Raw genomic sequence first — 9175 nt, forward strand, 5'->3', positions numbered from 1 at the left:
CCGTAACAAAACCCGCCTGCAGGTTACTGAGCGGTCGGCCACGGCAGGATCGGGATCGCCGTCACCGCGTTCTGCGGGCTGCCTTCGATCAGGCGGTCGCTGTAGACCAGGTACACCAACGTGTTGCGCTTCTTGTCGAGGAAACGCACCACCTGCATGGTCTTGAACACCAGCGAGGTGCGCTCCTTGAACACTTCGTCACCGTCCTTGAGCTCACCCTTGAAGTGGATCGGGCCGACCTGGCGGCAGGCAATCGAGGCTTCGGCGCGGTCTTCGGCCAGGCCCAGGCCGCCTTTGACGCCACCGGTCTTGGCACGGGACAGATAGCAAGTCACGCCATCGACCTTGGGGTCGTCAAACGCTTCGACCACAATCCGGTCGTTGGGGCCGACAAACTTGAACACCGTCGAGACCTGGGCAATCTCTTCGGCCGAGGCCAGCAGTGGCATGGCGAGCAACAGGCCAAGCAATCCCTTCATTACGCGCATCGGGTATTCCTTCGTTTAAACCAGAATGAGGTTATCGCGGTGCACCAGTTCCGGTTCCGCCATGTAGCCCAAGAGTCCGACAATCGCTTCAGACGATTGTCCAATAATCTTCTGCGCCTCCAGGGCGCTGTAGTTGGCCAGGCCGCGGGCGATCTCACGACCATCCGGCGCCACGCACACCACCATCTCGCCTCGGCGGAAGCTGCCTTGCACCAACTTGACGCCCACCGGCAGCAGGCTCTTGTTGCCCTGGGACAACGCCGACACCGCTCCCGCGTCGAGCACCAGGGTGCCACGGGTTTGCAGGTGCCCGGCCAGCCACTGCTTGCGCGCCGCCAGCATGCCGCGCTCGGGCGACAGCAGCGTACCGATGCGCTCCCCGGCCTTGAGACGGTCGAGCACGCGCTCCAGGCGCCCGCCGACGATGATGGTGTGGGCACCGGAGCGCGCGGCCAGGCGGGCGGCGCGCAGCTTGGTCTGCATGCCGCCACGGCCCAAGGCGCCGCCGACACTGCCGGCAACGGCGTCCAGCGCCGGGTCATCAGCGCGCGCTTCATGGATAAGCTGGGCATCAGGGTTGTTGCGCGGGTCGGCGTCGAACATGCCGTCGCGGTCGGTGAGAATCACCAGCAGGTCGGCTTCCACCAGGTTGGCTACCAGGGCAGCCAGGGTGTCGTTGTCGCCGAAGCGGATTTCGTCGGTGACCACCGTGTCGTTCTCGTTGATCACCGGGATGACCTTGAGCTCCACCAGCGCACGCAAGGTGCTACGGGCGTTGAGGTAGCGCTTGCGGTCGGACAGGTCGTCGTGGGTCAGCAGGATCTGCGCCGTGTGGCGGCCGTGCTCGGCAAAGCTCGATTCCCAGGCTTGCACCAGGCCCATCTGGCCGATGGCGGCGGCGGCTTGCAGTTCGTGCATCGCGCTGGGTCGCGCGGTCCAGCCGAGGCGGCTCATCCCGGCGGCAACCGCCCCGGACGAGACCAGCACCAACTCGACACCGGCCTCATGCAAGGCCACCATCTGCTCGACCCAGACGCTCATGGCTGCGCGATCGAGTCCCTTGCCATCGGCCGTCAGCAACGCGCTGCCGATCTTTACGACCCAGCGCTGCGCACCTGTCACTTTGCTCCGCATCATCTTCAACCTTAGAGTGGGGGCCGCGCGACCCAGCGCCGCCATAACGTTATACCCGGATACCAAAACGCCGCTCCAAAGGAGCGGCGTTCAAGTTTATCGCAACGAATCAGTCGCGCACGTAAATGATTTCCGGACCGTCTTCATCATCCACGTCTTCCTCGTCCCAATCATCGTCGCCGATGTCATGCACCGACTTCACACCGCTGCGGCGCAGGGCACGCTGGTCGTCCAGCGCTTGCAGCTGGGCACGGGCTTCGTCTTCGATCTGCTGGTCGAGCTCGGCCAGTTCGGCCTTGAAGACCGGGTCGGCCGCCAGGCGGTCGGCGCGGTCTTCCAGATAACGCATGATGTCGCGACAAAGGCGCTCGGTGCCTTCTTTGGCGATGGCCGAGATCACGTAGACCGGACCTTCCCACTCCAGGCGGTCGACGATTTCCTTGACGCGCTCTTCGTGCTCTTCTTCAAGGATCTGGTCGCACTTGTTCAGCACCAGCCAACGATCACGCTCGGCCAGGGCCGGGCTGAACTTGGTCAGTTCGCTGACGATCACTTCGGCGGCATCGGCAGCATTGGTTTCGTCCAGCGGCGCCATGTCGACGAGGTGCAGCAGCAGACGGGTGCGCGACAAGTGCTTGAGGAAGCGAATCCCCAGGCCCGCGCCATCGGAAGCGCCTTCGATCAGGCCAGGAATGTCGGCGACCACGAAGCTTTTCCAACGGTCGACGCTGACCACGCCCAGGTTTGGCACCAGGGTGGTGAACGGGTAGTCGGCGACTTTCGGCTTGGCGGCCGACACCGAGCGGATGAAGGTACTTTTGCCGGCGTTCGGCAGGCCCAGCAGGCCTACGTCAGCGAGTACTTTCATTTCCAGCTTGAGGTCGCGCTGCTCGCCCGGTTTGCCCGGCGTGGTCTGGCGCGGTGCACGGTTGGTACTTGACTTGAACCGGGTGTTACCCAGCCCGTGCCAGCCGCCCTGCACAACCATCAACTTCTGGCCGGCCTTGGTCAGGTCGCCGATCACTTCCTGGGTGGCCGAGTCGATGATCGTGGTGCCGACCGGTACGCGCAGTACCAGGTCTTCACCTTTTTTACCGGTGCAGTCGGTGCTGCCGCCGTTGGAGCCACGCTCGGCATCGAAGTGCCGGGTGTAACGGTAGTCGACCAGGGTGTTGAGGTTTTCGTCGGCCATCATGTAGATGGAACCGCCGTCGCCGCCGTCACCGCCGTTTGGGCCACCGTTTTCAATGAACTTTTCGCGACGGAAACTCATGCAACCGTTACCGCCGTCGCCTGCTTTTACTCGGATGGAAACTTCATCAACGAACTTCATAACAAAACGCCTCTCGCCGCACGGACGAGCTTAAGAAACCAAGACATAAGACTCTTGCAAAAATGAGCGCAGCGACCTCAAGCAACGACTGCAAAACCTGCTGCCCTCGCCATTACAAACAGCTTTGCAAGAGACTCACTCCACAAACGAAAAAGCCCCGTCGCAAGACAGGGCTTTTCCAGCGATCTCGCAATTAAGCTGCGACAACGCTCACGTAACGGCGGTTGAACGCGCCCTTTACTTCGAACTTGATCACGCCTTCGATTTTCGCGAAGAGGGTGTGATCTTTACCCATGCCAACACCGTAACCGGCGTGGAATTGGGTGCCGCGCTGACGCACGATGATGTTGCCCGGAATGATCTTCTGGCCGCCATACATCTTCACGCCAAGGCGTTTGGCTTCTGAGTCGCGACCGTTACGGGTACTACCACCAGCTTTTTTGTGTGCCATGAGTCAATTCTCCTAGTGAGGAATTAGGCTGAAATTAAGCCTGAATACCGGTGATTTTGATCTCGGTGTACCACTGGCGGTGGCCCATACGCTTCATGTGGTGCTTACGACGACGGAACTTGATGATGCGGACTTTATCGTGACGACCTTGGGAGATCACTTCAGCCACAACGGTAGCGCCAGCAACAACTGGAGCGCCGATGTTCACGTCATCGCCATTGGCGACCAACAGAACGCGATCAAAAGTCACGGATTCGCCAGTAGCGATTTCCAGTTTTTCGATCTTCAGGTATTCACCTGGGGCGACCTTGTATTGCTTGCCACCAGTAACAATTACTGCGTACGACATGGTATTTCTCCGATAATCCTGCTCACCCAGCGCTTTATAAGAAGAGGTATTGGCTGGCATGGCTGCATGGGATGGACGTCCCGAATGCAATTGCGTAAGGCAGGTGCTGCCCAGGAAGTTCAGGGTGCGCGATTGTACGCAAGCAATAGACGTGTTGCAAGAGGCCGTCCATCGCGCCTTGACACCCAGGGGCATGGGTCCTAGCATGCCGCGCAACCCTTCTGGAGCGACTGTCGCTGATGCAACCCCAAGCTTTCTACCGCGCGGTCGCGGACGATTTTAGCGCCGTCGACGGCATCATCAAGCAGCAGCTGACGTCTAAAGTGCCGCTGGTCGCCAAAATTGGCGACTACATTACGTCGGCGGGCGGTAAGCGCCTGCGTCCTTTATTAGTGCTGCTGTGCGGCAAGGCCCTGGGCCGCGAAGGCGATGACCTGCGCCTGCTGGCGGCCACCATCGAATTCCTGCACACCGCCACCCTGCTGCACGACGACGTGGTCGACATGTCCGGTATGCGCCGTGGTCGCGAGACCGCCAACGCCATGTGGGGTAACGCCCCGAGCGTTCTGGTGGGCGACTTCCTGTACTCGCGCTCGTTCGAAATGATGGTCGAGCTGGGCTCGATGCCGGTGATGAAAATTCTTTCACAGGCCACGCGCATCATCGCCGAAGGCGAAGTGTTGCAGCTGTCGAAGGTACGCGACGCCAGCACCACCGAAGAAACCTACATGGAAGTGATTCGCGGCAAGACCGCGATGCTCTTCGAAGCCTCCACCCACAGCGCCGCCGCGCTGTGTGGGGCGAGCGCCGAACAGGCCGAAGCGCTGCGCACCTTTGGCGATCACCTGGGCGTGGCGTTCCAACTGGTGGACGACCTGCTCGACTACCGTGGCGACGCCGAGACCCTGGGCAAGAACGTCGGTGACGACCTGGCCGAAGGCAAACCAACCCTGCCGCTGATCTACACCATGCGCGAAGGCACGCCGGAACAGGCCGCCCTGGTGCGCAAAGCGATCCAGAAAGGCGGGATCGAAGACCTGGAAGCCATCCGTGCCGCCGTCGAAGCGTCCGGTTCGCTGGAGTACACCGCGCAACTGGCGCGTGACTACGTAGCCCGTGCGATCCAGTGCCTGCAAGCCCTGCCCGCCAGCGAATACCGGGATGCATTGGTTGAGCTGAGCGAATTTGCGGTCGCGCGTACGCACTAAAATACACGCGGGCCAATGTAGGAGGGGGCTTGCCCCCGATAGCGGAGTATCAGTCGCCGAATATATCGACTGGCAAACCGCAATCGGGAGCAAGCCCCCTCCCACATTTGGATTTCATACAACCTGTAAGACCACAATCCCCTATATAATGTGCGACTTTTAGCCATCCTGACTCTCAAGGAGCTTTAGTGAGCACGTTGCCACCCTGCCCGAAATGCAATTCCGAATACACCTACGAAGACGGCGCCCAGCTGATCTGCCCGGAATGCGCCCATGAGTGGTCCGCCAATGGCGAGGCCGAAGCAGCCGGCGATGAAACCGTGAAGAAGGACTCTGTGGGCAATGTCCTGCAGGACGGCGACACCATCACCGTGATCAAGGACCTCAAGGTCAAGGGCACTTCCCTGGTGGTGAAAGTCGGCACCAAGGTCAAGAACATCCGCCTGTGCGACGGCGACCACGATATCGATTGCAAGATTGACGGCATCGGCCCGATGAAACTCAAGTCCGAGTTCGTGCGTAAAGTCTGATCGTGCTGCAACCATCCCACGCCCGCCGTGGGATGGCGTTTCGCCCTCTTGCTTGACCCGCCTCAATCTCCACACAGAAAAAAGCGCAAACCGCCAATAGGCACTTGCTATTCTACGAATAAGAATTATTCTCATTGAAACCCATCAAGGAGAACGACCATGACTTATTTGATAGACGCCTGGCTGGACCGCCCTCACCCCTACCTGCGGATCCTGCATCGGGAAACCGGCGAAGTCTGTGCCGTGCTGGAAGAAGAAGCGCTGAATGAACTGCAGGACCAGGGCGACCTGGACGTGAATGGCCTGAGCTCCAGTGAGCCTGGGGTGCTGAAGGAAGTGGTGAGGAACCTGTTTTTATTCTGCTATGCCCGAGCGTTGCGCCCGGCGACGGAGCTCAATGGCAAGTTCCACCCATGAACCACCCTGCAAAACGCTGTAGGAGCGAGCTTGCTCGCGAAGACCGCATAAACAACGCGCTCATCCAGAATGCCCGCGTCATCGTTGACGTTTTTCGCGAGCAAGCTCGCTCCTACAGGTGATCAACAGCAGGTCTTACAGAACGTCGAGCAGCTCGACGTCGAACACCAGAACGCTGTGCGGCGGGATGCTGCCAACGCCTTGAGCGCCGTAAGCCAGTTCGCTCGGCACGTACAGGCGCCATTTGCTGCCGGCATTCATCAACTGCAGGGCTTCGGTCCAGCCGGCAATCACGCCGCCCACCGGGAATTCTGCAGGCTGGCCACGCTCGTAGGAGCTGTCGAATACAGTGCCGTCGATCAGCGTGCCGTGGTAGTGAGTGCGCACCTGGTCTTCACGGGTCGGCTTGGCGCCATCACCGGCAGTCAGCACTTCAAATTGCAGGCCCGAAGCCAGGGTGGTAATGCCGTCACGCTTGGCGTTTTCAGCCAGGAATGCCAGGCCGGCGCCTGCAGCGGCTTCAGCTTTGGCCGCGGCTTCAGCTTGCATGATTTCGCGGATCACCTTGAAGCTGGCCGCCATTTGCTCTTGGTCAACACGGCTTGGCTTGCCACCGAACGCGTCGGTCAGGCCGGCCAGGATTGCATCGAGGTTGACGCCTGGTGGCGGGTTGTCGCGCAGTTGGTCGCCCAACTGACGGCCGATACCGTAGCTGACGCGGGTTTCGTCGGTGGACAGATTAACTTCGGACATGAAGAGGCTCCGCTGTAGGACAACACGGTTTCCCGTGCCATCCAGAACTAAAAGGGCCCGCAGACTAGCACACAAGACCGGCCCATGATCAGCCCCCTCCCCCGACTACCAGAGCGCCAGGTCGTAAGTCAGGTACAACCGGAAATTGTCACGGTCACTGGCATAGGTCGAACGATAAGTGGCCTTGCGCAACTCCACTCCCAAGCCTTTGAGGGTGCTGTTCTGGATCACATAGCGCAAGTTAGTGTCGGATTCCCACTCCCGCGCCTCGCGCCCCCTGACGTCACCGTTTTGTCCTTTGTAGTAACGGGTCATGAAGCTCAAACCCGGCAGTAGCGCTGCGAAGTCATAGTCGTAGCGCAGCATCCAGGTTTGCTCACCCGCCTGGATGAACTTGCCCACACCCGCGTTACTGAAGGAATACACCGTCGACACACTGGCATACGGCACGGCGGTCTCGCCACTGACCTTCTGATAGCCCACACCCAGCGCCTGCGCGCCCAGGCGGTAAGTAAACAAGCCGCTGAACATGTCACTGTCGACCTGACCGTTGCGAGCTTCACCCGCTTGGGTGCTGATGAAGTAGCGCAAGTCGCTGGTCAGCGTGCCGCTGCCCACCGGCTGCTTGTGCACCAGGCCGAAGAACTGCTGCCGATAGAATTCACGCATTTCACCGTAGTACCAGCTACCGCTGAGCTTGGGCGTAAAGGCATAGGTGGCGCCGGCAAAATTGAAGTCACTGCCTTTTTTGCCACTGTAGCCCTGGGGATAGATAGCCACGCTGTCGGTGGAGTTGCGCAGCTTGAATTTATCCAGGTGTCCGACATGCAGGTACAGGTCACGAATGCCGCTGTATTCCACTTGGGTGCCCTGGAACGTCTGCGGCAACAGGCGACCATCGTTGTGCACCAGCACCGGAATCTTCGGCAGCAAGGTACCGTTTTTTAGTACGGTGTTGCCCCAGCGTATCTTGGCTGTGACGCCCAGGCTGGAGAACTCGCTGGCCGCATGACCATCATCATGCACGGGCAACAAACCTGTGCCGGCGTGGGTTGGGCTGGAGTCCAGGCGCAGTCCCGCCAGCCCCAGAGCATCCAGGCCAAAGCCTACGGTACCCTCGGTATAACCCGATTGAAGATTGAGCAGAAAGCCTTGGGCCCACTCCTTGCGGTCTTCACCACCGTCGCGGTAGCCGTCGTTGAAGTAGAAGTTGCGCAAGGTCAATCGGCCGTAGGAATCCTCCCAGAACCCCTGGGCCATCAATGCCGGTGACAGGCTCGCCAGCAGTCCCGCCGAAACTATTTCCCGCTTCGTGAAAAGCTCACGCATAAACCTTTCCTCAATGCCATGTTGTGTTTTTTATGGGCGATTGCACGGCGCGGCAGCTGGACGGCGTGTCGCGTTGGAGCGGACACTAACGACTCGCCCGCCGCCTCACAACGTTATGCGAGAAGCGCATCAGGCTATGCGTGAAGCACCGGCCGCCCTTCCCAACCGATAGGAAAACCACGGTGAATCTCAAGCAACTCGAAGCCTTCAAGGCGATCATGTCCACCGGCTCGACCATCGGCGCAGCGACGCGCATGGGCCTCTCGCAGTCGGCGGTCAGCCGCCTGCTGAGCCAGTTGGAAGAGCACTTGGGTTTTGTCTTGTTCCTGCGTAAGAAGGGCCGCCTGATGGCCACGCCGGAAGCCGAGGAATTGCTTGCCGAAGTCGCCGGGCTGGTGGATGGCATGCAGCGGATCCAGCGCCTGGCCGACGAGATGCGTGCAGGACGCTTACGCAAAAGCCTGCTCAAGGTCGGGGTGCCCACCAGCATGGCCCAGGGACTGTTGCCACGCATCGTGACCGAGTTTCTCAAGGGCCATGACGACATCGTCGTCGAGTTGCTGACCGGTTCCTACGACATGATCGAGCGTGCGGTGCTGGACCGTTCCGCCGACCTGGGTTTTGTGCGCCTGCCCACGGAAATCCCCGACTTCGACGTCGAGCCGGTGCTGCAAACCGAAGGCGTCTGCGTGATGCCGGCCGAGCATCCGCTGACCCGTCACGCTTGCATCGAAGTGCAGCACCTGCGCAACGTGCCGCTGGTGATGCTCGGCCGGCAACGGGCACTGCGAGCCGAACTGAACCAGGTGTTCCGCGCGGCCAACCTCACGCCGCAGGTACGGGTCGAGGTGCACTCGGTAGGGGCGGCGTGCAGCTTCGTTGCCGAGGGGCTGGGGGTGTCGATCGTCAACGGTCTGCTGGCCAGTCACTTCCTGCATTTGCCCATCGTCACGCGCCCCTTCCGCCCGGCGCTGCCCTACGCATTCGGCCTGGCGTTTCGCGCCAATGAACCGCGCTCGCAACTGGTGAACGCGTTTGCCGAGCATCTCAAGCAGCGTCTTGCCGAACAAAACGCATAGCCCAACCCACCCTACGCATAACGTTGTCGCCGCGAAAAGTTTGCCCTAGTGTCCGCCCCACACGTGTCACCCCTATAACAATAACGGCGCACGCCGGGGCCACC

Annotated in this window: 11 protein-coding genes; 4 read left to right on the plus strand and 7 right to left on the minus strand. The window is 60.5% G+C overall.

The window, feature by feature from the left end; genetic code table 11:
• Positions 1–23: 23 nt before the first annotated feature.
• From C4J84_RS21270 to rplU, 5 genes are all read right to left on the minus strand, one after another.
• Positions 24–488 carry a CreA family protein gene (locus C4J84_RS21270; RefSeq protein ID WP_124364367.1) on the minus strand — a complete coding sequence of 155 codons (465 nt, stop codon included), beginning with the start codon at positions 486–488 and terminating at the stop codon, positions 24–26.
• Between the two features lie 15 nt (positions 489–503).
• Positions 504–1622: a glutamate 5-kinase gene (proB, locus tag C4J84_RS21275; RefSeq protein WP_124365208.1), complete on the minus strand. Its 1119-nt coding sequence runs from the start codon at positions 1620–1622 to the stop codon at positions 504–506.
• Between the two features lie 109 nt (positions 1623–1731).
• A complete protein-coding gene (cgtA, locus tag C4J84_RS21280) occupies positions 1732–2955 on the minus strand; it encodes an Obg family GTPase CgtA (protein ID WP_124364368.1) in 1224 nt (407 codons plus the stop codon).
• Positions 2956–3148: 193 nt separating this feature from the next.
• Complete coding sequence (gene rpmA, locus C4J84_RS21285; RefSeq protein ID WP_003176049.1) at positions 3149–3406, minus strand: 50S ribosomal protein L27; 258 nt, start codon at positions 3404–3406, stop codon at positions 3149–3151.
• 34 nt (positions 3407–3440) lie between these two features.
• Positions 3441–3755 (minus strand): 50S ribosomal protein L21, encoded by a 315-nt coding sequence (gene rplU / locus C4J84_RS21290; protein WP_003176051.1) that lies wholly within the window; start codon positions 3753–3755, stop codon positions 3441–3443.
• Positions 3756–3994: 239 nt separating this feature from the next.
• Between rplU and C4J84_RS21295 the strand changes: the two genes are divergently transcribed.
• From C4J84_RS21295 to C4J84_RS21305, 3 genes are all read left to right on the plus strand, one after another.
• Entirely contained in the window at positions 3995–4963 is a 969-nt protein-coding gene (locus tag C4J84_RS21295; RefSeq protein WP_124371819.1) for a polyprenyl synthetase family protein, read from the plus strand.
• Between the two features lie 188 nt (positions 4964–5151).
• On the plus strand, positions 5152–5493 hold the full coding sequence (locus tag C4J84_RS21300; RefSeq protein WP_017254008.1) for a zinc ribbon domain-containing protein YjdM: 342 nt from the start codon (positions 5152–5154) through the stop codon (positions 5491–5493).
• Positions 5494–5652: 159 nt separating this feature from the next.
• A complete protein-coding gene (locus tag C4J84_RS21305; protein WP_003194088.1) occupies positions 5653–5910 on the plus strand; it encodes a hypothetical protein in 258 nt (85 codons plus the stop codon).
• Positions 5911–6045: 135 nt separating this feature from the next.
• On the opposite strand, the gene C4J84_RS21310 is transcribed toward C4J84_RS21305, so the two are convergent.
• Positions 6046–6663 (minus strand): FKBP-type peptidyl-prolyl cis-trans isomerase, encoded by a 618-nt coding sequence (locus C4J84_RS21310; protein WP_124364370.1) that lies wholly within the window; start codon positions 6661–6663, stop codon positions 6046–6048.
• Between the two features lie 105 nt (positions 6664–6768).
• Complete coding sequence (locus tag C4J84_RS21315) at positions 6769–7992, minus strand: OprD family porin (protein WP_124371820.1); 1224 nt, start codon at positions 7990–7992, stop codon at positions 6769–6771.
• A 182-nt stretch (positions 7993–8174) separates the two neighbouring features.
• On the opposite strand from C4J84_RS21315, the gene C4J84_RS21320 reads away from it, so the two are divergent.
• Complete coding sequence (locus tag C4J84_RS21320; protein WP_124371821.1) at positions 8175–9071, plus strand: LysR family transcriptional regulator; 897 nt, start codon at positions 8175–8177, stop codon at positions 9069–9071.
• The last annotated feature ends 104 nt before the right edge of the window (positions 9072–9175 follow it).

It is taken from the genome of Pseudomonas sp. R11-23-07, from assembly GCF_003852295.1.
Classification (GTDB): domain Bacteria; phylum Pseudomonadota; class Gammaproteobacteria; order Pseudomonadales; family Pseudomonadaceae; genus Aquipseudomonas.

What these genes read in the sequence shown, in the direction of transcription:
- C4J84_RS21270 (WP_124364367.1), bottom strand. Translation starts at nt 488, where the DNA reads ATGCGCGTAATGAAGGGATTGCTTGGCCTGTTGCTCGCCATGCCACTG.
- proB (WP_124365208.1), bottom strand. Translation starts at nt 1,622, where the DNA reads ATGCGGAGCAAAGTGACAGGTGCGCAGCGCTGGGTCGTAAAGATCGGC.
- cgtA (WP_124364368.1), bottom strand. Translation starts at nt 2,955, where the DNA reads ATGAAGTTCGTTGATGAAGTTTCCATCCGAGTAAAAGCAGGCGACGGC.
- rpmA (WP_003176049.1), bottom strand. Translation starts at nt 3,406, where the DNA reads ATGGCACACAAAAAAGCTGGTGGTAGTACCCGTAACGGTCGCGACTCA.
- rplU (WP_003176051.1), bottom strand. Translation starts at nt 3,755, where the DNA reads ATGTCGTACGCAGTAATTGTTACTGGTGGCAAGCAATACAAGGTCGCC.
- C4J84_RS21295 (WP_124371819.1), top strand. Translation starts at nt 3,995, where the DNA reads ATGCAACCCCAAGCTTTCTACCGCGCGGTCGCGGACGATTTTAGCGCC.
- C4J84_RS21305 (WP_003194088.1), top strand. Translation starts at nt 5,653, where the DNA reads ATGACTTATTTGATAGACGCCTGGCTGGACCGCCCTCACCCCTACCTG.
- C4J84_RS21310 (WP_124364370.1), bottom strand. Translation starts at nt 6,663, where the DNA reads ATGTCCGAAGTTAATCTGTCCACCGACGAAACCCGCGTCAGCTACGGT.
- C4J84_RS21315 (WP_124371820.1), bottom strand. Translation starts at nt 7,992, where the DNA reads ATGCGTGAGCTTTTCACGAAGCGGGAAATAGTTTCGGCGGGACTGCTG.